Source organism: Microbacterium sp. NPDC089696, from assembly GCF_044749125.1.
In the GTDB taxonomy this organism is placed as follows: Bacteria; Actinomycetota; Actinomycetes; order Actinomycetales; family Microbacteriaceae; genus Microbacterium.
The window spans coordinates 1987037-2010897 of record NZ_JBIVHF010000001.1 but is presented as its reverse complement, the minus strand read 5'-3'; the positions used below and the strand labels follow the sequence as shown (position 1 = coordinate 2010897).

The following is a 23861-nucleotide window of genomic DNA, read 5'->3' as shown; positions in this document are numbered from 1 at the left end:
ATGACGTCCCCGGGTTCTCCGCAGATCTGAGGACGGTACAGGTGTATTTTCAGCCTCCCTACGGCGCGTCCGGCGCCTACCCCCCGAAGCAGGGAATGTACAACCCGGCGTTCGAGAAGGACGCCTGCGGCCTGGCCATGGTCGCCACCCTGCGCGGCGAAGCCGGGCACGACATCATCGCGCTGGCGCTCGAGGCGCTGCGCAACCTGGAGCACCGCGGGGCGATCGGCTCTGATGCGGGAACCGGCGACGGCGCGGGCATCCTGACCCAGATGCCGGACGCGTTCCTCCGCGCGGTCACGGAGTTCGAACTGCCCCCGGTCGGCGAGTACGCCGCCGGACTGGCGTTCCTCCCGCGCGATTCGAGCGTCCGCCGCGAGCAGAAGGCCGGCATCGAGAAGATCGCCCGCTCGGAGGGCCTCCGCGTCCTCGGATGGCGTGAGGTCCCCACCGCCAACGAGAACCTCGGCAAGCTCGCCGACGAGGCGCGTCCGGCGTTCGAGCAGCTCTTCATCAGCGCCGGGGGAGGGTCCCACGCGGACGCGCCGCTGACGGGCATCGCCCTCGACCGCGTCGCCTACCGCCTGCGCAAGCGGGCCGGCCACGAGCTCGGCGCCTACTTCGTCTCGCTCTCCGCGCGGACCCTCGGCTACAAGGGCATGGTCACGACGCTGCAGCTCGAGCCGTTCTACCCCGATCTCCAGGACGAGCGCTTCATGTCGGAGCTCGCGGTCGTGCACTCCCGGTACTCGACGAACACCTTCCCGTCGTGGCCGCTCGCGCAGCCGCTCCGCATGCTCGCTCACAACGGCGAGATCAACACCGTCGGCGGCAACCGCAACTGGATGCGCGCCCGTCAGTCTCAGCTCGAGTCGGAGCTGCTCGGCGACGTGGCCCCGCTCCTTCCGATCTGCACCGACGGCGCCAGCGACTCGGCATCGTTCGACGAGGTCCTCGAGCTGCTCACCCTCACCGGACGCAGCCTGCCGCACGCGATCATGATGATGGTCCCGGAGGCGTACGAGAAGCAGTCCGACATCACGCCGGAGCTGCGCTCGTTCTACGAGTACCACTCGAACCAGATGGAGCCGTGGGACGGCCCCGCCGCGCTCATCTTCACGGACGGCACGCTCGTCGGCGCCACACTCGACCGCAACGGCCTGCGTCCGGGACGCTGGACCGAGACCACCGACGGACTGATCGTGATCGGCTCCGAGACCGGTGTCCTCACCTTCGAGCCCGAGCGCATCAAGCGCCGCGGCCGTCTGCAGCCGGGCAAGATGTTCCTCGTCGACACCGCCCAGCAGCGGATCATCGAGGACGAGGAGATCAAGCGGGACCTCGCCACGATGCACCCGTGGCAGGAATGGCTGGACGCGGGATCCGTGCGCCTCGCCGACCTCCCCGAGCGCGAGCACATCGTGCACCCGCCGGCATCCATCACGCGTCGTCAACGCACCTTCGGCTACACGGAGGAGGAGGTCCGCATCCTCCTGACTCCGATGGGCCAGACCGGGGTGGAGCCGCTCGGCGCGATGGGCTCCGACACGCCGATCGCCGTACTCAGCAAGCGTCCGCGTCTGCTGTTCGACTACTTCACGCAGCAGTTCGCGCAGGTGACGAACCCGCCGCTCGACTCCATCCGCGAAGAGGTCGTCACGAGCCTCAAGCTCGGTCTCGGCCCGGAGAGCAACCTGCTCACCTGGGGTCCCGACCACACCCGGACGGTATCGCTCGACTTCCCGGTGATCGACAACGACGAGCTCGCGAAGATCCGGCACATCGACAAGACGCTGCCCGACCGGTCGAGCGCGACTATCAAGGGCCTCTACCACTTCGACGCGGGCTCGAACACGCTCGAGAAGCGCCTCGAGGAGATGTGCGACGAGGTCGACGAGGCGATCGCGCGCGGCGCGGAGTTCATCATCCTGTCCGACCGCGACTCGAACAAGGACCTCACGCCGATCCCGTCGCTGCTCATGGTGTCGGCGATCCACCACCACCTGATCCGGCGCGAGAACCGCATGAAGGTCGGCCTGATCGTCGAGGCCGGCGACGTGCGAGAGGTCCACCACGTCGCCACCCTGATCGGCTACGGCGCATCCGCGATCAACCCGTACCTCGCGATGGAGACCGTCGAGCACCTCGTGCGCACCGGCTACATCACCGGCATCAGCCCCGAGAAAGCCGTCAAGAACCTCATCTACGCGCTCGGCAAGGGCGTGCTGAAGATCATGTCGAAGATGGGCATCTCCACCGTGTCGTCCTACGCGGGCGCCCAGGTGTTCGAGGCCGTCGGTCTCAGCGAGGAGTTCATCGACAAGTACTTCACGCGCACCGAGTCGAAGCTCGGCGGCATCGGCATCGCCGAGATCTTCGCCGAGAACCAGGCCCGTCACGACTACGCCTACCCGGAGGACGCCGCGGCCCGCGCGCACGAGCGTCTGTGGACCGGTGGCGAGTACCAGTGGCGGCGCGACGGCTCCCCGCACCTGTTCAACCCGGAGACGGTGTTCAAGCTGCAGCACGCGACCCGCGAGCGCCGCTACGACATCTTCCGGGACTACACGCGGCTCGTGGACGACCAGGCCGCCGAGCTGAAGACCCTCCGCGGCCTCTTCACTCTCCGCACCGGGACCCGCAAGCCCGTGCCGCTCGACGAGGTGGAGCCGGTCTCCGCGATCGTGAAGCGTTTCTCCACCGGAGCCATGAGCTACGGCTCGATCTCCAAGGAGGCGCACGAGACCCTCGCGATCGCCATGAACCGGATCGGCGGCAAGTCGAACACCGGAGAGGGCGGGGAGGACGCCGACCGTCTGGTCGACCCCGAGCGCCGCAGCGCGATCAAGCAGGTCGCCTCCGGGCGTTTCGGCGTCACGAGCCTCTACCTCACCGAGGCCGACGACATCCAGATCAAGCTCGCCCAGGGTGCGAAGCCCGGCGAGGGCGGTCAGCTGCCCCCGCAGAAGGTGTACCCGTGGGTCGCCCGCACTCGCGGCGGCACGCCCGGCGTCGGTCTGATCTCGCCGCCGCCGCACCACGACATCTACTCGATCGAAGACCTCAAGCAGCTCATCTTCGACCTGAAGAGGGCGAACCCCGAGGCGCGCATCCACACGAAGCTGGTCAGCCAGTCGGGTATCGGCGCGGTGTCGGCGGGTGTTGCGAAGGCTCTCAGCGACGTCATCCTGGTGTCCGGCCACGACGGCGGCACGGGTGCGAGCCCGATGAACTCGCTCAAGCACGCCGGCACCCCGTGGGAGCTCGGCCTCGCCGAGACGCAGCAGACGCTCATGCTCAACGGCATGCGCGATCGCGTGGTCGTCCAGGTCGACGGGCAGCTGAAGACCGGACGCGACGTCATCATCGGCGCGCTGCTCGGGGCCGAGGAGTTCGGCTTCGCGACGGCGCCGCTCGTGGTGAGCGGATGCATCATGATGCGGGTCTGCCACCTGGACACGTGCCCCGTGGGCGTCGCGACGCAGAACCCTGTGCTGCGTGAGCGGTTCACCGGCAAGCCCGAGTTCGTCGTGAACTTCATGGAGTTCATCGCCGAGGAGGTGCGCGAACTGCTCGCCGAGCTGGGCTTCCGCTCGCTCGACGAGATCGTCGGACGAGCCGAGCTCATCGAGGTCGACGCCGCGGTCGAGCACTGGAAGGCCGAGGGTCTCGACCTCAGCCCGGTCCTCGACGGCCCCGCGTTCCCCGCGAGCGAGCCGCGTCGCAGCCGCCGTACGCAGGACCACGAGCTCGACAAGCACTTCGACGTGCAGCTGATCGACGTCGCGAAATCCGCTCTCCTCAACGGCGAGCCGGTCGTCGTCGAGCTGCCCATCGCCAACACCGAGCGCGCCGTCGGCACGATGCTCGGTCACCAGGTGACCTCTCGTCACGGTGCCGCCGGGCTGCCGCGCGAGACGATCGACGTGACCCTGCACGGCACAGCCGGACAGTCGCTGGGGGCGTTCCTGCCGTCCGGCATCGTGCTGCGCCTCGAGGGCGACGCGAACGACTACGTCGGCAAGGGTCTCTCCGGCGGCGACATCACCGTCCGTCCGCCACGCGGCTCGACCATCGTGCCGCAGGAGAACGTGATCGCGGGCAACGTGATCGGTTACGGCGCGACGTCCGGGACCATGTTCCTGTCGGGAGTCGTGGGGGAGCGTTTCCTGGTGCGCAACTCCGGCGCCACCGCGGTCGTCGAGGGCGTGGGCGACCACGCGCTCGAGTACATGACGGGCGGTGTCGCGGTGATCCTCGGGACGACCGGGCGCAACCTCGGGGCCGGCATGTCCGGCGGCGTGGCCTACATCCGCTCGCTCGACACGGGCAAGATCAACGCGCAGTCCCTCGGCAGCGGCGAGCTGCTGCTCGAGCCCCTGGACCGTGCCGATCTCGAAGTGCTGCGCAGCCTGATCGCGGAGCACGTGGAGCGGACGGCGTCGCCGCTCGGCTCCGACATCCTCGCCCGGTTCGATGAGATCTCGGGCGAGTTCACCAAGGTGCTCCCACGCGACTACGCCGCGGTGCGCACCATGCGCGAGGACGCCGTCGCCGAGGGGATCGACCCCGACGGCGATGTCGTCTGGAACCGGATCCTGGAGGTGACCGGTGGCTGATCCCAAAGGTTTTCTGAAGGTCACGGAGCGGGAGCTCCCGGCCCGTCGTCCCGTCCCCGTGCGGATCATGGACTGGAAAGAGGTCTACGAGGCCGGCGACCAGGCCGTGCTCAAGCGCCAGGCCGGCCGCTGTATGGACTGTGGCGTGCCGTTCTGCCATCAGGGGTGCCCGCTCGGCAACCTGATCCCCGAGTGGAACGACCTCACCTGGCGCGGGGAAGGCCGTGCGGCCATCGACCGGCTGCACGCGACGAACAACTTCCCGGAGTTCACCGGGCGTCTATGCCCGGCGCCGTGCGAGAGCTCCTGCGTGCTCGGCATCAACCAGCCCGCCGTGACGATCAAGCAGATCGAGCAGTCGATCATCGACGAGGCGTTCGCCAAGGGCTGGGTCGAGCCGCAGCCGCCAGCGCGTCTCACCGGCAAGACGGTCGCCGTCGTCGGCTCCGGTCCCGCCGGACTCGCCGCGGCGCAGCAGCTCACGCGCGCCGGTCACACCGTGGCCGTGTTCGAGCGCGACGATCGCATCGGCGGTCTGCTGCGCTACGGCATCCCCGACTTCAAGATGGAGAAGGGGCAGCTCGAGGCCCGCCTGCGTCAGATGCAGGAGGAGGGCACGCGCTTCCGTGCGGGTGTCGAGATCGGCAAGGACATCACCTGGGCCGACCTCCGCGCCCGGTACGACGCCGTGGTGATCGCGACGGGTTCCACCGTGCCGCGCGACCTCCCGATCCCCGGTCGGGACCACGACGGCGTTCACTTCGCCATGGAGTACCTCGTCGAGTCGAACCACGCGGTCGCCGGCGACAAGGTCACCGAGCAGATCACCGCCGAGGGCAAGCACGTCATCGTGATCGGCGGCGGCGACACCGGCGCGGACTGCATCGGCACGGCGCACCGCCAGGGCGCGCTGAGCGTCACCAACCTCGCGATCGGCACGCAGCCGGGCACCGAGCGTCCGGCCCACCAGCCGTGGCCGATGATGCCGACCGTGTTCGAGGTCTCCTCGGCGCACGAGGAGGGCGGTGAGCGGGTCTTCCTCGCGTCGACCGTCGAGTTCCTCGCGAACGAGGTCGGCGAGGTGCGTGCCCTGCGCGTCGCCGAGACCGAGTACGTCGACGGCCGGCGCGTGCCGAAGTCGGGCACCGAGCGTGAGATCCCCGCCGACCTCGTCCTCATCGCGATGGGCTTCACCGGCCCCGAGCAGGACGGGTTCACCGAGGACACGCGTCCCCAGGTGACCGATCGCGGTGCCTTCCAGCGCGACGACAGCTACGAGTCGACGATCCCGGGCGTGTTCGTGGCCGGCGACGCCGGCCGCGGTCAGTCGCTCATCGTCTGGGCGATCGCGGAGGGCCGCGCGGCCGCCGCGAGCGTCGACCGCTTCCTCATGGGGACGACCGTGCTCCCGGAGCCGGTGCGCCCGCACGAAGTCGCGATCGGCCTCCAGCCCGCGTAGGCTGAGCGCGGCATCGTCGCCTGATTTCCATCCCCCACTTTCTACCCTGGAGAATCCGTTGAGACGCGCGAAAATCGTCGCCACCCTGGGCCCCGCAACATCCACCTATGAGACCGTGCGTGCACTGATCGACGCCGGCGTGGACGTCGCGCGCCTGAACCTCAGCCACGGCGACTACTCCGTGCACGAGAACAACTATGCGAACGTGCGCCGCGCCGCGGACGACGCCGGTCGTGCGGTCGCGATCCTCGTCGACCTCCAGGGTCCGAAGATCCGTCTCGGCAAGTTCGAGGCCGGTCCCTACGAGCTCGCCAAGGGCGACATCTTCAAGATCACGACCGAGGACATCATCGGCAACAAGGAGATCTGCGGCACGACCTTCAAGGGTCTGCCACAGGACGTCAAGCCGGGCGACTTCCTCCTGATCGACGACGGCAAGGTGCGCGTCGAGGTCGTCGAGACCGACGGCGTCACCGTCACGACGCGGGTCGTCGTGGCCGGAGCGGTGTCGAACAACAAGGGCATCAACCTGCCCGGCGTCGCGGTCAACGTCCCCGCGCTGAGCGAGAAGGACGAGGACGACCTGCGCTGGGGTCTGCGCATCGGCGCCGACCTGATCGCGCTGTCGTTCGTGCGCAACGCCGCCGACGTCACCCGCGTGCACGAGATCATGGCCGAGGAGGGCGTGAAGGTCCCCGTCATCGCCAAGGTCGAGAAGCCGCAGGCGGTGGACGCGCTCGAGGAGATCGTCGACGCGTTCGACGCCATCATGGTGGCGCGAGGCGACCTCGGCGTGGAGCTCCCGCTCGAGGCCGTGCCGATCGTGCAGAAGCGCGCCGTCGAGCTCGCCCGCCGCAACGCCAAGCCCGTCATCGTCGCGACGCAGATGCTCGAGTCGATGATCAGCAGCCCGGTGCCCACGCGCGCCGAGACCTCCGACGTCGCGAACGCCGTCCTCGACGGTGCGGACGCGGTCATGCTGTCCGGCGAGACCAGCGTGGGCGACTATCCGGTCGTCGTCGTCGAGACGATGGCCCGCATCATCGAGTCCACCGAGGAGCACGGCCTGGAGCGCATCGCGCCGCTCACGACCAAGCCGCGCACCCAGGGCGGGGCCATCACGCTCGCCGCTCTCGAGGTCGCCGAGTTCGTCGAGGCGAAGTTCCTCTGCGTCTTCACGCAGTCGGGTGACTCGGCTCGTCGTCTCTCGCGTCTGCGCTCGCGCATCCCGATGCTCGCGTTCACGCCCGAGCCCGACATCCGTCGTCGCATGGCGCTGACCTGGGGCATCCGCTCCAGCCTCGTCGACATGGTGCAGCACACCGACCTCATGTATCTCCAGGTCGACGACTACCTGCTCAAGAACGGCCTCGCCACCGAGGGCGACAAGGTCGTCGTGATCTCCGGATCCCCTCCCGGGATCGTCGGCTCGACCAACGACATCCGCGTCCACAAGGTGGGGGATGCCGTGAACGGCGCGGCCCCCATCTACAAGGAGGCCACGGTCTGACCTGATCAGTCCGTCACGACGGGGAAGGAGCGCACGCTCCTTCCCCGTCGTCGTCCACGGTGTCAGCGCCCGGCGGCGCCGCAGGTCGTCGTGGGTGGGCGCCCGGCGCTCACATCGGCGAGCCACACGAGCATGTCCGGGAGCGCGGCGTAGGCGGCGAGTCCGTGGTTCACGCCCCGATAGCGATGGAAGTCGACGTCCGCGCCCTGCGAGCACAGAAGGGCGACGTAGTCCTCAGTCGCCGACGGCCTCACGAGCTCGTCGGCGAGCCCTTGTCCGACGAAGACCGGCACCTCGATGGGGGAGGAGCCCGCACTGTTCTCGCTCAGCAGTGTCTTCCACGGTTCGGTGGTCGCCGGGTCGCTCGTGACGTACCCTCCGACGAGCGGATCGGCGATCTCGTGGATCTCCGCGACTTCCGAGAGCAGGCACATCGACGCCATCCTCGGAGTCGCCGACGCTCCCGCCGGCGTGAGGATGGACGACAGCGTCCCTTCCGGATACTCGTCGCCGTACGCGTTCTCGTAGGCGGGGATCGCGTACGACGCGATCGTCACCCCCGAGATGTCGATGATGTCGTCGCTCATGAGGCGGGTCAGGTCGGCCGCAGGCGCTGCGACCGCGACCCCGTGCAGTGTGAGTTCGGGGGCGTAGACCGCGGCGCGCTCGGCCGCGAACAGCACGGCCTGTCCGCCTTGCGAATGCCCCCAGAGCACGAAGTCCGTGCCGACTCCCGTCGCGCGGATGCTGTGTGCGGCGCGCACGGCGTCGAGGACGCTGTTGGACTCCGGGACCCCGAGCAGGTACGACGAATCACCGGGGACGCCGAGTCCCGGGTAGTCCGGCGCCACCACGGCGTAGCCTGCGAGCAGGAACTCGTGCACGCCCTCCATGAGCTGGAACGGATCCACGCCCAGCGACGGTGCGCATCGGGTCGCCGCGCCCGTCGTGGGGTGCCCCCAGGCGATGCTCACGCGACCGGTGTCCGGCGCGGGCACGTCCGGCACGATCACGACGGCGGAGGCGGCGACGTCCTTCCCCGCGAGATCCCGCGTGTGGTACACCACTCGCCAGGCGGTCGAGCCGAGAGGAGCACTGTCGATCTCCTCCGCGCGGATCACGGCGCCGGGTTCCCCCGAGGGGAGGGGCTGCGGCACGCGATAGAAGCCGGCATCCGAGACGAGCTCGGCCTCGCCCTCCACATGGCGGCGGATCGCGTCCGCGGCGAGCACCGTCGCCGTCGCGAGGACCACCGCGAAGACTACCGCGAGGACACGCCGTCGATGCCGTGTCCGACTCCAGATGTCGGTGGCCGGATTCGCACGCATGGTCATTGTCTAGCGCATGTTCACATCCGACGACAGAGTCGGACACGTTCTCGTGCCGGCGGTGGGACTCGAACCCACACGCCCTCTCGGACAGAGCATTTTGAGTGCTCCGCGTCTGCCATTCCGCCACGCCGGCTCGTGTGTCGCGTCTTCGACTGTAGCGCAGCGACGCTGCACCGATGTGCGCGCGGCGACTCCTTCACGGCCGTGGTGGGCACTCTCCATTAGGATGGAGGCGTGACAGAGCAAGAACAGGCTGAGCAGCCCACGGCATCCGCCCCCCGACGCGTCGTCGTCGCCGAGGACGAATCGCTGATCCGTCTCGACATCGTCGAGATCCTCCGCGACAACGGATTCGACGTCGTGGGCGAGGCCGGGGACGGCGAGACCGCCGTCGCGCTCGCGACCGAGCTGCGTCCCGACCTCGTCATCATGGACGTCAAGATGCCCCAGCTCGACGGCATCAGCGCCGCCGAGAAGCTGCACAAGGGCAACATCGCCCCTGTCGTGCTGCTGACGGCCTTCAGCCAGAAGGAGCTCGTCGAGCGCGCGAGCGAGGCCGGTGCGCTGGCCTACGTGGTCAAGCCCTTCACCCCGAACGACCTCCTTCCCGCGATCGAGATCGCCCTCGCGCGTCACGAGCAGATCATCACGCTCGAGGCCGAGGTGGCCGACATGGTCGAGCGCTTCGAGACCCGCAAGCTCGTCGACAGGGCCAAGGGCCTCCTCAACGAGAAGATGGGGTTGTCCGAGCCCGAGGCGTTCCGCTGGATCCAGAAGGCGTCGATGGATCGTCGTCTCACGATGCAGGACGTCGCCAAGGCGATCATCGAGCAGCTCGCGCCGAAGAAGTAGTCCCGTGCGTCCGCTCGATGCGGAGCACGCTCTGCGCCTCATCCGGCGGGGCGACGGCGCGGCGTTGGCGCGCGCCTACGCCGCGAACCGCGCGCATCTCGCGCCCTGGGAGCCGCTGCGCGCCGATGACTTCTTCACGGCCGAGCGCCAGGAGCAGGGTGTCGAGCAGAGTCTCGTCGACGTCGAGGCCGGTCGTGGGTATCGCTTCGTCATCGAGTCCGACGACGGTGAGATCCGGGGTCGGATCAACCTGAACAACGTCGTCCGCGGTGCGTTCTGGAGCACGGATCTCGGCTACTGGATCGATGCCTCGCGAACTCGTCGGGGTCTCGCCGGTCGAGCGGTCGCGGCCGTCGTGGACTTCGCGAGCTCCGAGCTGCAGCTGCACCGGATCCAAGCAGCGACCCTCGTGCACAACGAGGCGTCTCAACGGGTGCTGTCGTCTGCGGGGTTCGTGCAGATCGGAATGGCGCCGCAGTATCTGCGGATCGCCGGGGAGTGGCAGGATCACCTCCTGTTCCAGAGGATCCTCGTGTGATGGTCCTCTCCTGCACGCGTGGGCAGTTCGCCACGGTTCTCCACAATCGCGCTCCACGCGATTCTCGCCCGGTCCGTCCGGCGTACTGTCGTCGCATGCCCCTGACTCCTGCCGCCCTCCAGCTCCGCGTCGAGCAGAACACGAACGACATCGCGTCGATCTACGAGATCCTCGACGGCATCGGTCGGAAGCTCGTCGAGCACGACGACCGCTTCGACGCCATCGACCGCCGCCTCGATGGGATCGACGGACGGCTCGATGGGATCGACGGACGCCTGGACGGGATCGACGGACGCCTGGACGGCCTGTCGTCTCAGATGGCCGAGGTGCTCGGCCTCCTGCGCGGAGGGGTCAGGCCGGTAGGTCCTTGATCATGTTGGTGATGCGGATCGTCGAGCACCGGCGCCCCTGGCCGTCCGTGACGACGATCTCGTGCACCGTGATACTGCGCCCGAGGTGAACGGGCGTGCACACGCCCGTCACCACACCGGAGGTGGCTGAGCGGGTGTGGGTCGCGTTGATGTCGACTCCCACCGCGAGCCGTCCAGGACCCGCATGCAGGTTGGCAGCCATCGAGCCGAGCGACTCGCCGAGGACGACGTATGCACCACCGTGCATGAGCCCCACCGGCTGCGTGTTGCCCTCGACCGGCATCGTGGCGACGCAGCGCTCAGTCGAGAACTCCAGGAACTCCATCCCCATCTTCTCGGCGAGGGCTCCCATGCCCCGAGCCGTCGCCCAGTCGAGTCCAGCACCGGACACGGTCTCGCTCATGGATCCTCCTCAGCGGGTGTCCGTGGTCATCGTTAGGCTGACAGGGTGACGGACTCCGCAAAGCCTACCCTCATGGTCGTCGACGGCCACTCGCTCGCCTACCGCGCGTTCTTCGCGCTCCCGGTCGACAACTTCACCACGAAGGACAACCAGCACACGAACGCCATCTACGGCTTCCTGTCGATGCTGGTGAACCTGATCAAGGCCGAGCAGCCGACGCACCTGGCGATCGCCTTCGACACCTCCCGGCACTCGTTCCGCACGGACGAGTACCCGGAGTACAAGGCCACGCGCTCGGAGACGCCTCAGGAGTTCCGCGGCCAGATCCCGCTCCTCCAGGACTGCCTCGCTGCGATGTCGATCCCGGTCCTGACGAAGGAGGGGATCGAGGCCGACGACATCCTCGCCACCCTCTCGACACAGGGCGCCGAGCAGGGGTATGAGGTGCTCGTCGTGTCGGGCGACCGCGACACGATCCAGCTGGTGAACGACGACATCACACTGCTCTATCCCAACGTGCAGGGCGTCTCCCAGCTCAAGCGCTACGACCCGGTGACGGTCCAGGAACGTTATGGAGTGCGCCCGGAGCAGTATCCGGACATAGCCGCCCTCGTGGGCGAGACGAGCGACAATCTCCCCGGCGTCCCCAAGGTGGGCGAGAAGACGGCCGTCAAATGGCTCACGCAGTTCGGCACGCTCGACGAGCTCCTCGAGCGTGCGGAGGAGATCAAGGGCGTCGTCGGCGGCAACCTCCGCGACCACATCGAGGACGTGCGTCGGAACCGCAAGCTCAACCGTCTCCTCCGCGACGTCGAACTGCCCGTCGCGCCCGACGACCTCGCGGTGAGCCCGATCGATGCGCAGGCGGTCCGTGACATCTTCGCGCGCCTCGAGTTCCGCACGCTGCTGCCGCGCGTGTTCGACGCCGTCGGCGCCGGCGAGGTCGCCGACGACCCGGCGTCCGTGGTCGAGATGCCGACGCCCGAGCAGGTCGATGCCGCTGGTTTCGCTGCGTGGGTCGGCGCGCAAGAGGGCGACATCTCCCTCCGGATCGTCACGCAGAACGGCGTGCCGATCCGCCTCGGCGCCGCGACCGTGGAGTCTCTCCGGGAGGTCGACTGGAGCGATGATGCCGCCGCGGGATTGACGGCGTGGCTCGAGTCCGATCGTCCGAAGGTCCTCCACGACGCGAAGCCGCAGGTCAAGGCTCTTCTCCGCGTCGGCATCCGTCTCGACGGGCTCGCCTACGACACGAGCCTCGCCGGCTGGCTCCTGCGCCCGAGCTTCCCCGACAAGACGCTCGCCGACCTCGTCGAGCGCTACCTGGGGGAGAAGCTCCCTGAGGCCGATCCCTCGCAGCTCGTCCCGGAGACCGAAGGCGCGACGCCCTCCCAGGAGGCGTGGTTCGCGCTCCGCGTGGCTCAGGCCCTTCGCGAAGACATCCCGGAATCCGTGGGCACTGTGCTCACCGATATCGAGCTTCCGACGCTGCTGACGCTCGCGGACATGGAGGTCGCAGGAGTCGCGGTCTCTCACGACGTGCTGTCGACGTTCTCCGGAGAGCTCGGCACTCGCGCGGAGGGACTCGCGCAGGAGGCATTCTCGATCGTCGGGCGGGAGTTCAACCTCGGTTCGCCGAAGCAGCTGCAGGAGGTACTGTTCGACGACCTGCAGCTGCCGAAGACGCGCAAGACGAAGACCGGCTACTCCACGGATGCGGCGGTGCTCGCCGATCTCCAGGAGACCAACCCGCACCCGTTCCTCGGGCTCCTCCTGCAGCACCGTGAAGCGACCAAGCTGCGTCAGATCATCGAGTCCCTGGACACCGCGATCGGTGCGGATCATCGCGTCCACACGACGTACGTGCAGACCGGCAGCCAGACCGGGCGGCTGTCGAGCACGGACCCCAACCTGCAGAACATCCCCGTGCGCACCGAGGAGTCCCGACGCATCCGCAGCGCATTCCAGGTCGGCGACGAGTACGAGGCGCTGCTCACGGCGGACTACTCGCAGATCGAGATGCGCATCATGGCGCATCTCTCGGGCGACGAGGGTCTGATCGAGGCGTTCAACAGCGGCGAGGACCTGCATCGGTTCGTCGGTGCGCGCGTGTTCGGCGTCGACCCGGCGGACGTCACGGCCGCGATGCGCACGAAGGTGAAGGCGATGTCGTACGGTCTCGTCTACGGCCTCTCCGCGTTCGGTCTCTCGAAGCAGCTCCGGATCGAGCAGTCCGAGGCGAAGCAGCTCATGGTCGAGTACTTCGCGCGTTTCGGCGCCGTGCGAGACTACCTGCGCGCGTCGGTGCTGCGGGCCAAAGAGGACGGATACACCGAGACGATCTTCGGACGTCGGCGGCCTTTCCCCGATCTCGCGTCCCCGAACCGGGTGCTGCGCGAGAACGCGGAGCGGGCAGCGCTCAATGCCCCGATCCAGGGCAGCGCAGCCGACATCATGAAGATCGCGCTCTTCCACATCCACGGCGACCTGCGCTCCGAAGGACTCGCGTCGCGGGTGCTGCTCCAGATCCACGACGAGCTCGTGGTGGAGGTCGCGCCGGGGGAGTGGGATGCCGCGGAGCGCATCGTCCGCTCGCGGATGGGCGATGCGGCGTCTCTGTCGGTCCCGCTCGACGTGCAGGTGGGTCGCGGCCAGGACTGGAACGAAGCGGCCCACTGATCCGAGCGAAACGGCCGTGCGAGACCGACGTGTCCGCACGGCCGCCGCGGGCTACGCTGAAGGGATGACGTCTTCCCCCCGCACCCCCTCCGCCATCGACAAGGTCGCCGAAGACTGGGTCGACACGATCGCGGTCCTCGCCCCGACGCTCGGCACGTACATCGGTCGTGACGAGGTCAACGATCGTTTCGGCGACCTCAGCCCCGAGGGGCACGAAGAGATCGCAGCGGCCACGCGGAAGGCCCTGGCCGACCTCAGCGCACTCGAGCCGGTCGATGCCGTCGACGAGGTCACGAAGGCCGACCTCAGCGCCGAGCTCTCGCTCGACCTCGAGCTGCACGAAGCCCGGTGGCACCTCCGCGACCTCAACGTCATCGCGTCTGCGGCGCAGGACGTGCGTTCGGCGTTCGACCTCATGCCCACCTCCACCGCCGACGACTGGTCGGTCATCGCGACCCGTCTCGCCGCCGTGCCCGAAGCGCTGCGCGGATACACCGAGACTCTGCGCGCCGGCATCGCCGCGGGTGTCACACCGGCACGTCGTCAGGTCGTCGAGGTCGCGACGCAGATCGACAGGTACATCGCGGACGACGGCTTCTTCGCGGCCTTCGTCGCTCACGCGTCGCCCGACGAGGGGAACCTCCCCGCTTCCCTCGCGCGCACGCTCGACGAGAACTCGGCATCCGCGCGAGTCGCTTACGGAGCGCTGCGGCGCTTCCTCGCCGAGGAACTCGCACCGGCGGCATCCGAGGAGGACGCCGTGGGTCGTGAGCTGTACGCGCTGAACTCGCGCCGCTTCCTCGGGGCGACGATCGACCTCGACGAGACGTACGAGTGGGGTCGCGAGGAGCTCGATCGCATGGTCGCCGAGCAGACGGCGATCGCGAACGAGATCCTTCCCGGCGCGAGCGTCGAGGAAGCCGTGGCGCACCTCGAGTCCGACCGGGCGCGCAAGCTGGTGGGCACCGAGGCCCTGCAGCGCTGGATGCAGGAGACGAGCGACCGTGCCGTCGCCGAGCTGGGTGCCACCCACTTCGACATCCCCGAGGCGATCCGCACCCTCGAGTGCATGATCGCGCCGACCCAGGAGGGCGGGATCTACTACACGGGTCCGACGGACGACTTCTCCCGCCCGGGTCGCATGTGGTGGTCCGTGCCCGAGGGCGTGACGGAGTTCGACACCTGGCGCGAGCTCACCACCGTGTATCACGAGGGCGTACCCGGACATCATCTCCAGATCGCGCAGGCCGTGTACAACCGCGGCGAGCTGAACTCCTGGCGACGTCTGCTCGCCGGCACGTCCGGGCACGCGGAGGGGTGGGCGCTGTATGCGGAACGCCTCATGCAGCAGCTGGGTTACCTCGACGACCCCGCGGATCGTCTCGGAATGCTCGACGGGCAGCGCATGCGCGCCGCACGGGTCGTGCTCGACATCGGTGTTCACCTCGGCAAGACGCGACTCGACGGGCAGGGCACCTGGGACGCCGCGTACGCCCTCGACTTCCTGCGCGGCAACGTCAACATGTCGGATCAGTTCGTGCAGTTCGAGGTGAACCGCTACCTCGGCTGGCCGGGGCAGGCGCCGTCGTACAAGGTCGGCCAGCGCATCTGGGAGCAGGTCCGCGACGCCTATCAGTCCGAGCGCGGTGCGGACTTCGACATCAAGGAGTTCCACAAGCGTGCGCTGGACATGGGCGGGGTCGGGCTGGACACGCTCCGGACCGCACTCCTCGCGCGGTGACGGGAATGTCCTCGTCGGCATCACTGTTCATTCAGGTGAATAGAAAGGGCTGACATTGGACATCGAGTTCGGGCTGGACACATTCGGCGACATCACACGGGGCGCTGACGGCGAGCTTCTGACGGGTGCGGAGACGATCCGCAACGTCGTGGATCAGGCGGTGCTGGCGGACCGCGTCGGTGTCGGGTTCTTCGGCGTGGGGGAGCACCATCGACCGGAGTTCGCCGTCTCAGCGCCCGAGATGGTCCTCGCGACGATCGCGGGCCGCACCGAGAGCATCCGCCTCGGCACCGCCGTCACGGTGCTGTCCTCGGACGACCCCGTGCGGGTGTTCGAGCGCTTCTCGACCCTGGACGCGCTCTCGAACGGACGCGCCGAAGTCGTGCTCGGGCGCGGCTCCTTCATCGAGTCCTTCCCGCTCTTCGGATACGACCTGCGCGACTACGAGGCTCTGTTCGAGCAGAAGCTCGAGCTCTTCGTCGAGCTCCTGAAGGAGGAGCCGGTCACGTGGTCGGGCAGCATGCGGGCGTCGCTGGAGAACGCGGAGGTGTTCCCGAAGACGGCGAACGGGCTCCGCACCTGGGTCGGCGTGGGTGGGAGCCCGGAGTCGGTCGTGCGAGTGGCCCGTCACGGTCTCGGGCTGATGCTCGCGATCATCGGAGGCCCGGCAGCGCGCTTCCGGCCCTTCGTGGACCTCTACCACCGCTCCGTGGAGTCCTTCGGGACGACCTCGCACCCCATCTCCGTCCACTCTCCGGGGCACATCGCCGCTACGGACGATGAGGCCTGGGACGCCGCCTACTCCGGTTTCGAGGCGATGAACAACACGATCGGGCGGGAGCGCGGCTGGCCCGCCTACAGCCGCGCTCGCTTCCAGAACGACGTCGGTCCGGCGGGGGCGCTCTACGTCGGCTCACCCGACCGCGTGGCTGCGAAGATCGCCGACACGGTGCGCACCCTCGGGCTCGGAAGGTTCGACCTCAAGTACGCCACCGGGACCCTGTCGCACGAGGCGATGATGACCAGTATCGAGCTCTACGGAACCGAGGTCATCCCGCGCGTGCGGCGCCTTCTCGTCGACGACTGAGGCGAGGCCGGACCTGCTCGATGAGGCACTCCGCGGCCTACGATGGGGACATGGCATCACCCGCCCTGCCGAGCCGTGAGTCGCTCGCCGGTCGTCTCGACGATCTGCCGTTCACCCGTCGACACCTCCGGGTGCTCACCGGATCGGGGGTGGGGTGGGCGCTCGACGCCATGGACGTCGGGCTGATCTCGTTCATCCTCGCGGCGCTCACCGCGCAGTGGGGACTCACGAAGACGGATGCCGGATGGATCGCCTCCGTCGGCTTCCTCGGCATGGCGCTGGGGGCGACTCTCGGCGGTCTGCTCACCGACCGCCTGGGTCGTCGACAGGTGTTCGCGTTGACCCTGCTCGTGTACGGGATCGCGACGGGCGCGAGCGCGCTCGTGAGCGGTCTCGCCGCGCTGCTCGTGCTCCGCTTCCTCGTCGGGCTCGGACTCGGCGCCGAGCTGCCCGTCGCCTCCACGTACGTGAGCGAGTTCGCGCCGGCGCGCATGCGCGGACGGCTCATCGTGCTGCTCGAAGCCTTCTGGGCCCTGGGCTGGACCGCCGCCGCCGTGATCGGCTACGTCGTGATCCCTGCGTCGGACGATGGATGGCGGTGGGCGTTCGCGCTCGGCGCGATCCCGGCGGTGTACGCCCTGATCGTGCGCTGGGGGCTCCCGGAGTCGCCGCGCTGGCTGGCGTCGCGCGGACGTATCGCCGAGGCCGACCGCATCGTGTCGACGTTCGAGCTCGACGCCGGCGTGGAACGCACCCCGCCGATCCGCCGAGAGCCGGCTTCCCGGTCCCTCGCGCAGACGTCCGGCGCCCGGCTGACCGCGCTGTGGAGCACGGAGTTCCGCGTGCGGACGCTGTGTCTGTGGGCGGTGTGGCTGTGCGTGAACTTCTCGTATTACGGCGCCTTCATCTGGATCCCCAGCATCCTCGTCGACGCCGGTTTCGATCTGGTGCGATCCTTCGGCTTCACGCTCATCATCACCCTGGCCCAGCTGCCCGGATACGCCGTCGCCGCGTGGCTGATCGAGGTCTGGGGGCGTCGCGTGACCCTGTCGGTGTTCCTCGTGGGATCGGCCGTGTCCGCAGTGCTCTTCGGCACCTCCACCGCCGAGGCGGCGATCATCGCCTCGGGGATGGCCCTCTCGTTCTTCAACCTCGGGGCGTGGGGCGCGCTGTACGCCGTAACCCCCGAGGTCTATCCGACCTCGCTGCGCGGCACGGGAGCGGGCTGGGCCGCAGGCGTCGGCCGGATCGCGTCGATCCTGGCTCCCCTCGCTGTGCCGGTCCTGCTCGTCGCGGGCGGTGTCCCGATGCTTTTCATCGTATTCGCGGCGTGCTTCGTCGCCGCCGCGGTCGCCGCCTGGGGCCTGGTCGACCGCGGGGGAGCGGCGCTGGACGACCGCTAGTCCACGCGTGCTGAGGCTCGCACCAATATGCTGGCCTGATGGCAGAAGTACGCTACGTGGCCATCGGCGATTCCTTCACGGAGGGCGTCGGCGACGTGCTCCCGGATGGGAGGGAGCGCGGATGGGCCGACCTCGTCGCCCAGGGATGGGCGACGGCATCCGGCCACTCGGTCGAGTATGCGAACCTCGCGATCCGGGGCAAGCTCGCGTGGCCGATCGTCGAGCAGCAGCTGGAACCGGCGCTCGCGCTGCGTCCGACGCATCTGTCGTTCAACGGCGGCGGCAACGACATGCTGCGGCCGCGGACCGACCTCGAGCACATCGCCGACGCGTTCAGCCGGGTGCTGCGGCGGTGCGACGAGGAAGGGGTCACCCTCATCCTCCTGTCGGGTGCGAACCCGAGCGGACAGCTGCCGATGGGGTCGCTCGTGCAGAAACGAGGGGACCTGCTCTCGGAGGCCGTGCTCCGTCGGGTCGAGGACCGTCCGGACGTGATCCGCGCACTGAACTGGCCGGATCGGGAACTCGCGCGCGCCCCGTACTGGTCGGAGGACCGACTGCACATGAACGCCGCCGGCCATCACCGGGTCGCGGCTCGCGTGCTGCACGCGCTCGGCCTCGAGCCGGATCCCACCTGGTGGGCGCCGACCGCGCTGACCGCTGCGGGTCCGGCCGGCGTCGCTTACTACCGTCAGTTCGTCGGGCCGTGGGTCAGACGCCGGATGACCCGCACGTCGTCCGGCGACGGGCGCACCGCGAAGCATCCCGACTGGGTCGAGCTGGCTCCGCTCACATGACCGACATCGAGCTGCGACGCATCCCCGGCGGCGCGGTCACGCTCCACGACGCCCGTCGCGCAGTTCAGCGCACGGTCGAACTGGAGCCGTTCGAGATCGGAGTGTTCCCGGTGACCGAGGAGCAGCTCGCGGAGATCCTTCCTCTTCCGTCACGGCATCCGCGGCGGCCCGCACGCGACCTCAGCTGGCTGCGCGCCGTGCACTTCTGCAACGCCGCGTCGGAGTGGGAGGGACTGGACCCCGCGTACCGGTTCGACGGCGAGGAGGTGAGCTGGGACGTCGGCTCCGACGGCTATCGGCTGCCCACGGAGGCCGAGTGGGAGTTCGCCTGCCGAGCCGGCTCCGTCGGGCCGCACTACGCGCCTCTCGCCGAGTCCGCCTGGACGGCCGCCGACGGGGTGACCTCACCGCAGGACGTCGGCGGCAAGCTGCCCAACCTGCACGGGCTCTTCGACACGCTCGGGAACGTGTGGGAATGGTGCTGGGATCTCCTCGACCCGGCGCGATACGACGACTACCGCGTCTTCCGCGGCGGAGGATACGCCGACGACGCCTGGAGCGTCCGGGCCGGTGTACGTCGCGGCGGCGCCCCGCGCATGCACCATGACGATCTCGGCGTACGTGTGGCCCGGGGAGCTTTCGACGATGACGGCGGCGCGGTGCAGGGATGGTCGGCGACGGCCGATCGTGAACGTGCTCTCGTCGACGGCCCCGTGCCCTTCGGCTGGACGCCGCGAGCGCCCGGCACGCACTGACGGCCTCCGCCTCGCCGCCGTTTTGGTCGGCGGTGCGGGGGAGTGGGAAGCTGAGGGGATGACCTCTCGCTTCTCTCTCATCGTCTCGCAGGGGCGCGTCGCGGACCGCACGGACGGCGCCCTCGTCGGAGCGCGTCTCGTCGGGAACGCCCTCGCCGATCTCCTGGGGACCGAGCAGAACGTCATCGGTTCGCCGACGGCATCACGGACCGATGACTGGTCCGACGCACTGCCCCAGGCCGAGTCCACGCTCCACGGGCTGCGTGACGCCGTCGGCTCGGCGATCGACGCCGGCCGCACCCCGCTGCTCGCGACCAACACCTGCGCGGCGAGCCTCGGCACGCTCCCGACGGTCGCGGACCGCCACCCGGACGCCGTCGTGCTGTGGATCGATGCGCACGGCGACTTCAACACCCCTGACACCACGGCGTCGGGATACCTCGGCGGCATGGTGGTCGCCGCGGCCTGCGGGCTGTGGGACAGCGGACACGGCGCCGGGCTCGACCCGCGCCAGGTCATCGTCGTCGGCGGCCGCGACATCGATCCGGCAGAGGGCGACCTCCTCGCCGACGCGGGCGTGACCGTCCTGGCGCCGGCCGAGAGCACGCCGGAACGGGTCGCGGAGCTCGTCGCCGGCCGGCCCGTCTGGATCCACGTGGACTGGGACGTGCTCGAACCCGGATACATCCCGGCCGCCTACCGCGTCGCGGAAGGCCTCCTCCCGCACCAGATCGCGGCGATCTTCGCGGCTCTGCCCGCCGATTCGGTGAAGGGGATCGAGCTCGCGGAGTTCGAGGCGGGCGATCAGGACGTGCCCGAGCGGGTGAGTCTCGAACTCATCCTCGAGACCTTCCAGCACCTGGTGCGCTGAGTCGGATCAGCGACGACGCTCGGGGTCCAGACCCACGCGGATGCGTGTGCGCTTGCGCTCGACGAGGATGAACGCCATACCGAGCAGCCACAGCGGGAGCGGCATCAGGAACGCGATGCGGAAGGCGTCGAGCGAGTAGGTCTCCGGCGATCCCGCGCCCTGCAGATCGAGCGCGAGACCGATCAGGAAGATCGCGATCAACGCGGCGATGAACCCGCCGGCGTTGGTGACACCGGTCGCGGTGCTGAGGCGGTGCGAGGGATTGTGCGTCCTGGCGTGGTCGAACGCGATCATGCTCGCCGGACCGCCGGTCGCGAGCGCGACCGCCAGGACGTACAGCAGCCACAGCGGCGCGGGTCCGGGAAGAGCGATCACGACGAGCCAGGCCACCATCTGCACGGCGACCGCGGGCAGCACGAGTGCCAGAGAACGGTGGTTCGGGAGCCGTCGGGAGAGGTCGCCGATCACCGGTCCGAGCGCCATGCCCGCGACGACGTAGACGGAGATGATCCCCGCGGCGTGCGCGGGGGAGAGACCCTGGGCGGCGGTGAGGAACGGCATCCCCCAGAGGAGGACGAACGCCGTGCCCGCGAAGGGGGTGGTGAAGTGCGACCAGAACGCGAGGCGCGTGCCCGGATGGGCCCAAGCCGCACGGATCCCCACTCCGGTGTCGATGGCCGAAGTGACGACGCGGATCACCCCGGTGTCGGTGTCGACGGACACGTCGGCACCGCGTTCGGCCGGGTGATTGCGGATCAGCAGGGCGACGAGGACCGTGAACAGGACGCCGAGACCAGCGACGCTCCCGAAAGTGATCGTCCATGTGGTGGAGTGCAGCAGGGCTGCCAACGGGACGAGGGCGATGAGCTGTCCCGCCTGACCGATGATCCCGGTGAACTGCACCATGATCGGCCCCCGCTGGGCCGGGAACCACGTCGCGACCAGACGCAGCACGGCAGGGAAGATGGCGGCGTCGCCGGCGCCCAGCAGCACGCGCGCGACGAGGGCGATGCCGATGCTGGGGGAGAGGGCCATCGTCAACTGACCCGCCGCCATGAGGAGCATCCCGATCGTCATGATCGGCCGTGAGCCGTACTTGTCGAGCAGGACGCCGACCGGGATCTGCATGCCGCCGTAGACGGCCAACTGCACGACCGCGAAGAGCGCGAGAGTGGAGGCGTCCGCCTGGAAGCGATCGGCGGCCTCGACTCCCACGGCACCGAGTGAGGTGCGGTTGGTGATCGCGAGGACATACGCCGCGACGCCGACCGACCAGATCAGCCAGGCCCGCCACCCCGGGGCGGACACGGGGGAGTGGGAGATCTGACGCACCCTTCCACGCTACTCCTGCGGAGAGGCCGCGCCGGACCGCCGCCCACGGGTACGGGCGCGGTGGTGGATGTCCGCGCCCCGCGCTAGCGTGGCCGCATGACTGAGACACCTCGGCACCATTCGATCGACTACGTGGAACTCGTCGTCCAGGATCTCGACGCCGCGCAGAAGTTCTACGGCGAAGCCTTCGGGTGGACCTTCGTGGACTACGGACCGACCTACGCGGGCATCGCGTCGTCCACCGGTGACGGCTCCGAGGTCGGGGGACTGCTGCTCTCGGACCAGGGGCGCCCGCCCGGCGGACCGCTCGTGCTGCTGTACTCCGACGACCTCGACGCCACGCAGAGCGCGATCACCGCGGCAGGCGGCGCCGTCGTCCAGGGACCCTACGAGTTCCCCGGGGGACGCCGACTGCACTTCACCGACCCGAGTGGCAACGAACTGGGGGTCTGGGCGTCTCAGTGACTCTCAGCCGCGGGGCGGCGTGAAGTGCAGTGTGTACTGACATAATGTGCATTATCGGCTCTTCCGTGATCGCACCCAAACGGCCGTGGGAGGTCCGCTCGATAGGCTCGAGGCATGAACGGAGACGCGGCAGAGATCGACGGTGCCGAAGCGCGGCGAGCGAATCGGGACAACTGGGACGACCGGGTCCCGCTGCACGAGAACGCCTACGGCATCGAGGCGTTCGACGACCCGGCTCATCTCAGCGACGTCATCCGCGATGATCTGCCGATCCTCACGCGCATCCTGGGAACGGATGATCTCTCCGGCGTCGACCTCGTGCATCTGCAATGCCACATCGGCACGGACTCGGTGTCGCTGGCTCGCGCGGGTGCGACCGTTACCGGCGTCGACTTCTCGGAGCCTGCACTGGTGGCGGCCGCGGCTCTCGCGCAGCGCAGCGGGGTCGCGGCGACCTGGGTCCACACCGATGTCCTGGATGCCCGTTCAGCCGTCGTGGGCGACTTCGACGTGGTCTATACCAGCATCGGCACCATCTGCTGGCTCGACGACCTCGACCGGTGGGCGGCGCAGATCGTTGCGCTTTTGCGTCCCGGTGGGACGTTCTTCATCAGGGACGGGCATCCTGCCCTGTACGCGCTCGACGAGGATGCGCCGCAGCTGACGACGCGATACGCGTACTTCGGCGACGGCCGCGCGCAGCAGTGGGACGACGCCTCGACATACGCGGGAGACGGCGTCGTCACCCACATCCGCACGTACGAGTGGGCCCATCCGCTCTCGGAGATCCTCGGCTCGCTGCTGCGCGCCGGTCTGCGGATCGTGCACTTCGACGAGGGGCGCACACTGCCGTGGCGGTTCAGCCCGCGGATGGTCGAGGTCCCGCGCGGCTACGCGTGGCCCGAGGACGAGCGCGACCTCGTGCCGTGCACGTACACGATCGTCGCGCGGCGCGACTGAGGTCTCAGCTCGGGCGTCGCGTGAGGTTCAGGTGGACGACCCCTGACGGGGATGGCGTGGCCTCGATGTCGAATCGCTTCTCGATCCCTTCGAGGCCGTCCCACAGACGTTCACCACGGCCGAGGACGATCGGGACGACGACGAGATGAACCCGGTCGACGAGGTCGGCCGCGAGGAATTGACGCACGGTCTCGACACCGCCTCCGATGCGGACGTCCTGCTCCCCCGCGAGCTCACGTGCGCGACGCAGCGCCTCCACGGGATCCGCGTCGACGAAGTGGAACGTCGTGCCGCCGTCCATCTCGATCGGCGCGCGCTCGTGATGCGTCAGCACCACGACCGGAGTGTGGAACGGCGGCTCGTCACCCCACCAGCCCGTCCACTCGTCGTCGGTCCACGGACCGCGTTGGGGTCCGAACTTGTTGCGTCCCATGATCTCCACCCCGATGCCGTCGTTCCAACGGCGCGCGAACGCCTCGTCGACACCGTCCGAGCCGGGCCCGTCTCCCGGCAGCCCCATATCCCTGAACGTGCGGGTGTCGAAAGCCCAGGACATCAGTCGGTGGCCGGCATGCCCGAACGGGGCATCCAGTGTCTGCCCCTCCCCTGCGCCGTATCCGTCGAGGGAGATCGTGAAGTTGTGGACGCGGACGAGAGGCATGGATGCTCCTTCAGAGGGGCCGAGTGA

19 protein-coding genes and 1 tRNA gene are annotated in these 23861 nt (G+C 68.9%); 15 read left to right on the top strand and 5 right to left on the bottom strand.

Features of this window, described 5'->3' with window-relative positions:
• Positions 1 to 95 precede the first annotated feature (95 nt).
• Genes gltB through pyk form a run of 3 tightly spaced genes read left to right on the top strand, consistent with a single transcriptional unit; the run spans position 96 to position 7588 of the window.
• Entirely contained in the window at positions 96 to 4619 is a 4524-nt protein-coding gene (gltB, locus tag ACIPY8_RS09955; RefSeq protein ID WP_400817692.1) for a glutamate synthase large subunit, read from the top strand.
• Positions 4612 to 6078, top strand: a complete 1467-nt coding sequence (locus tag ACIPY8_RS09950) for a glutamate synthase subunit beta (RefSeq protein ID WP_400817479.1) — start codon at positions 4612 to 4614, stop codon at positions 6076 to 6078. The genes gltB and ACIPY8_RS09950 overlap by 8 nt, the downstream gene beginning before the upstream one ends.
• Before the next feature lie 58 nt (positions 6079 to 6136).
• The gene (gene pyk, locus ACIPY8_RS09945) at positions 6137 to 7588 is read left to right on the top strand and encodes a pyruvate kinase (RefSeq protein ID WP_400817477.1); all 1452 of its coding nucleotides are present in this window, start codon (positions 6137 to 6139) and stop codon (positions 7586 to 7588) included.
• Positions 7589 to 7650: 62 nt separating this feature from the next.
• Here the strand turns inward: pyk and ACIPY8_RS09940 are convergent, their stop codons facing one another.
• Positions 7651 to 8916, bottom strand: coding sequence for an alpha/beta fold hydrolase (locus ACIPY8_RS09940; protein WP_400817475.1), 1266 nt, complete (start codon positions 8914 to 8916; stop codon positions 7651 to 7653).
• Between the two features lie 53 nt (positions 8917 to 8969).
• Positions 8970 to 9052: transfer RNA gene (locus ACIPY8_RS09935), tRNA-Leu, on the bottom strand.
• A 101-nt stretch (positions 9053 to 9153) separates the two neighbouring features.
• Between ACIPY8_RS09935 and ACIPY8_RS09930 the strand changes: the two genes are divergently transcribed.
• The 3 genes from ACIPY8_RS09930 to ACIPY8_RS09920 all read left to right on the top strand — a co-directional run bounded on the left by ACIPY8_RS09930 (position 9154) and on the right by ACIPY8_RS09920 (position 10680).
• Entirely contained in the window at positions 9154 to 9771 is a 618-nt protein-coding gene (locus tag ACIPY8_RS09930) for an ANTAR domain-containing response regulator (protein WP_025103469.1), read from the top strand.
• A 4-nt stretch (positions 9772 to 9775) separates the two neighbouring features.
• Positions 9776 to 10309, top strand: coding sequence for a GNAT family N-acetyltransferase (locus tag ACIPY8_RS09925; protein WP_400817473.1), 534 nt, complete (start codon positions 9776 to 9778; stop codon positions 10307 to 10309).
• 95 nt (positions 10310 to 10404) lie between these two features.
• On the top strand, positions 10405 to 10680 hold the full coding sequence (locus ACIPY8_RS09920) for a hypothetical protein (protein WP_400817471.1): 276 nt from the start codon (positions 10405 to 10407) through the stop codon (positions 10678 to 10680).
• Here ACIPY8_RS09920 and ACIPY8_RS09915 read toward each other — a convergent pair.
• The gene (locus tag ACIPY8_RS09915) at positions 10661 to 11083 is read right to left on the bottom strand and encodes a hotdog fold thioesterase (RefSeq protein WP_400817468.1); all 423 of its coding nucleotides are present in this window, start codon (positions 11081 to 11083) and stop codon (positions 10661 to 10663) included. The two genes, ACIPY8_RS09920 and ACIPY8_RS09915, sit on opposite strands and share 20 nt — an antisense overlap.
• Before the next feature lie 45 nt (positions 11084 to 11128).
• Here ACIPY8_RS09915 and polA point away from each other — a divergent pair, with 45 nt between their 5' ends.
• The 7 genes from polA (at position 11129) to ACIPY8_RS09880 (ending at position 20416) form a co-directional block, all read left to right on the top strand.
• On the top strand, positions 11129 to 13762 hold the full coding sequence (polA, locus tag ACIPY8_RS09910) for a DNA polymerase I (protein WP_400817467.1): 2634 nt from the start codon (positions 11129 to 11131) through the stop codon (positions 13760 to 13762).
• Positions 13763 to 13826: 64 nt separating this feature from the next.
• Complete coding sequence (locus ACIPY8_RS09905; protein ID WP_400817465.1) at positions 13827 to 15503, top strand: DUF885 domain-containing protein; 1677 nt, start codon at positions 13827 to 13829, stop codon at positions 15501 to 15503.
• A gap of 55 nt (positions 15504 to 15558) precedes the next feature.
• The gene (locus ACIPY8_RS09900) at positions 15559 to 16590 is read left to right on the top strand and encodes an LLM class flavin-dependent oxidoreductase (RefSeq protein ID WP_400817463.1); all 1032 of its coding nucleotides are present in this window, start codon (positions 15559 to 15561) and stop codon (positions 16588 to 16590) included.
• A 50-nt stretch (positions 16591 to 16640) separates the two neighbouring features.
• Positions 16641 to 17993 carry an MFS transporter gene (locus ACIPY8_RS09895; RefSeq protein ID WP_400817460.1) on the top strand — a complete coding sequence of 451 codons (1353 nt, stop codon included), beginning with the start codon at positions 16641 to 16643 and terminating at the stop codon, positions 17991 to 17993.
• Between the two features lie 38 nt (positions 17994 to 18031).
• Positions 18032 to 18790 (top strand): SGNH/GDSL hydrolase family protein, encoded by a 759-nt coding sequence (locus ACIPY8_RS09890; RefSeq protein WP_400817458.1) that lies wholly within the window; start codon positions 18032 to 18034, stop codon positions 18788 to 18790.
• Positions 18787 to 19545, top strand: coding sequence for a formylglycine-generating enzyme family protein (locus tag ACIPY8_RS09885; RefSeq protein ID WP_400817457.1), 759 nt, complete (start codon positions 18787 to 18789; stop codon positions 19543 to 19545). Before ACIPY8_RS09890 ends, ACIPY8_RS09885 begins: the two co-directional genes overlap by 4 nt.
• Before the next feature lie 58 nt (positions 19546 to 19603).
• Positions 19604 to 20416: an arginase family protein gene (locus ACIPY8_RS09880; RefSeq protein WP_400817455.1), complete on the top strand. Its 813-nt coding sequence runs from the start codon at positions 19604 to 19606 to the stop codon at positions 20414 to 20416.
• Between the two features lie 6 nt (positions 20417 to 20422).
• Here ACIPY8_RS09880 and ACIPY8_RS09875 read toward each other — a convergent pair whose 3' ends face one another.
• Positions 20423 to 21748: a nitrate/nitrite transporter gene (locus tag ACIPY8_RS09875; protein WP_400817453.1), complete on the bottom strand. Its 1326-nt coding sequence runs from the start codon at positions 21746 to 21748 to the stop codon at positions 20423 to 20425.
• 96 nt (positions 21749 to 21844) lie between these two features.
• On the opposite strand from ACIPY8_RS09875, the gene ACIPY8_RS09870 reads away from it, so the two are divergent.
• Together ACIPY8_RS09870 and ACIPY8_RS09865 are read left to right on the top strand one after the other, a co-directional pair.
• Entirely contained in the window at positions 21845 to 22213 is a 369-nt protein-coding gene (locus tag ACIPY8_RS09870) for a VOC family protein (RefSeq protein ID WP_400817450.1), read from the top strand.
• Positions 22214 to 22327: 114 nt separating this feature from the next.
• A complete protein-coding gene (locus ACIPY8_RS09865; RefSeq protein WP_400817448.1) occupies positions 22328 to 23173 on the top strand; it encodes a class I SAM-dependent methyltransferase in 846 nt (281 codons plus the stop codon).
• Between the two features lie 4 nt (positions 23174 to 23177).
• Here the strand turns inward: ACIPY8_RS09865 and ACIPY8_RS09860 are convergent, their stop codons facing one another.
• Positions 23178 to 23834 (bottom strand): dihydrofolate reductase family protein, encoded by a 657-nt coding sequence (locus ACIPY8_RS09860; protein WP_400817446.1) that lies wholly within the window; start codon positions 23832 to 23834, stop codon positions 23178 to 23180.
• Between the last annotated feature and the right edge of the window lie 27 nt (positions 23835 to 23861).

Coding starts and splice junctions, on each gene's coding strand:
- gltB (WP_400817692.1), top strand. CDS start 96: ATGTACAACCCGGCGTTCGAGAAGGACGCCTGCGGCCTGGCCATGGTC.
- ACIPY8_RS09940 (WP_400817475.1), bottom strand. CDS start 8,916: ATGCGTGCGAATCCGGCCACCGACATCTGGAGTCGGACACGGCATCGA.
- ACIPY8_RS09920 (WP_400817471.1), top strand. CDS start 10,405: ATGCCCCTGACTCCTGCCGCCCTCCAGCTCCGCGTCGAGCAGAACACG.
- ACIPY8_RS09915 (WP_400817468.1), bottom strand. CDS start 11,083: ATGAGCGAGACCGTGTCCGGTGCTGGACTCGACTGGGCGACGGCTCGG.
- ACIPY8_RS09905 (WP_400817465.1), top strand. CDS start 13,827: ATGACGTCTTCCCCCCGCACCCCCTCCGCCATCGACAAGGTCGCCGAA.
- ACIPY8_RS09895 (WP_400817460.1), top strand. CDS start 16,641: ATGGCATCACCCGCCCTGCCGAGCCGTGAGTCGCTCGCCGGTCGTCTC.
- ACIPY8_RS09890 (WP_400817458.1), top strand. CDS start 18,032: ATGGCAGAAGTACGCTACGTGGCCATCGGCGATTCCTTCACGGAGGGC.
- ACIPY8_RS09885 (WP_400817457.1), top strand. CDS start 18,787: ATGACCGACATCGAGCTGCGACGCATCCCCGGCGGCGCGGTCACGCTC.
- ACIPY8_RS09880 (WP_400817455.1), top strand. CDS start 19,604: ATGACCTCTCGCTTCTCTCTCATCGTCTCGCAGGGGCGCGTCGCGGAC.
- ACIPY8_RS09870 (WP_400817450.1), top strand. CDS start 21,845: ATGACTGAGACACCTCGGCACCATTCGATCGACTACGTGGAACTCGTC.
- ACIPY8_RS09865 (WP_400817448.1), top strand. CDS start 22,328: ATGAACGGAGACGCGGCAGAGATCGACGGTGCCGAAGCGCGGCGAGCG.
- ACIPY8_RS09860 (WP_400817446.1), bottom strand. CDS start 23,834: ATGCCTCTCGTCCGCGTCCACAACTTCACGATCTCCCTCGACGGATAC.